General features: G+C 62.2%; 1 protein-coding gene. It reads left to right on the forward strand.

Annotated elements, in window-relative coordinates; all coding sequences use genetic code 11:
• Nucleotides 1-31: 31 nt before the first annotated feature.
• Nucleotides 32-217, forward strand: a 186-nt coding sequence (locus Q1A36_RS21430; RefSeq protein WP_299848216.1) for a hypothetical protein, incomplete at its 3' end; no start/stop codon positions are given.

Below are 217 nucleotides of genomic sequence, written 5' to 3' on the forward strand. Positions count from 1 at the left end.
GGCTGAGAATTGACGGCGTCTGAACACCGCCATGATATGCCGCCCCTCAGGGCATCACCAACTTTCGCGCGTTACTCACTGGGCGCCCGAACGCAACCTGACCACCGGGGCGATCCGGCTGACGGATTACAATTTCAAGTCGCCGACCGCGGCGATGGAGACCGACCGCACCGGCGATGCTGCCCACAGCCAGGGCCAGATCGAAAGCTTCGACTAT

Origin of the sequence: uncultured Paracoccus sp., from assembly GCF_947487305.1 — a bacterium.
Lineage (GTDB): Bacteria > Pseudomonadota > Alphaproteobacteria > Rhodobacterales > Rhodobacteraceae > Paracoccus.